The 257-nt window shown below is 34.2% G+C and carries 1 pseudogene; it reads right to left on the reverse strand.

Going from position 1 to position 257, the window contains the following annotated elements:
- A pseudogene (locus KHD59_RS02460) lies at positions 1 to 257 on the reverse strand (group II intron reverse transcriptase/maturase); the annotation flags it as partial.

Raw genomic sequence — 257 nt, forward strand, 5'->3', positions numbered from 1 at the left:
TCAATGATAAAGTCATCAGCATAACGGCTATATTCAACTTTTTTTTAGATTTAGATTGATGTCTCTGTCAATCCCCAGATTATGATGCTGGTGTATTTTCCATGCCTTCCAATATTTTGGGTTATCCTTCCTAATTGGTTTTCCTTCTTTAATCAGTTCTTCCATTTTCAGGTCAATGTAATGTAAATATACATTCGCCAACAAAGGGGAAATAATTACTCCTTGAGGAGAGCCTGATAAAGATTCATATTTGATCC

Origin of the sequence: Sesame phyllody phytoplasma (assembly GCF_018390775.2) — a bacterium.
In the GTDB taxonomy this organism is placed as follows: Bacteria; Bacillota_I; Bacilli_A; order Acholeplasmatales; family Acholeplasmataceae; genus Phytoplasma; species Phytoplasma australasiaticum.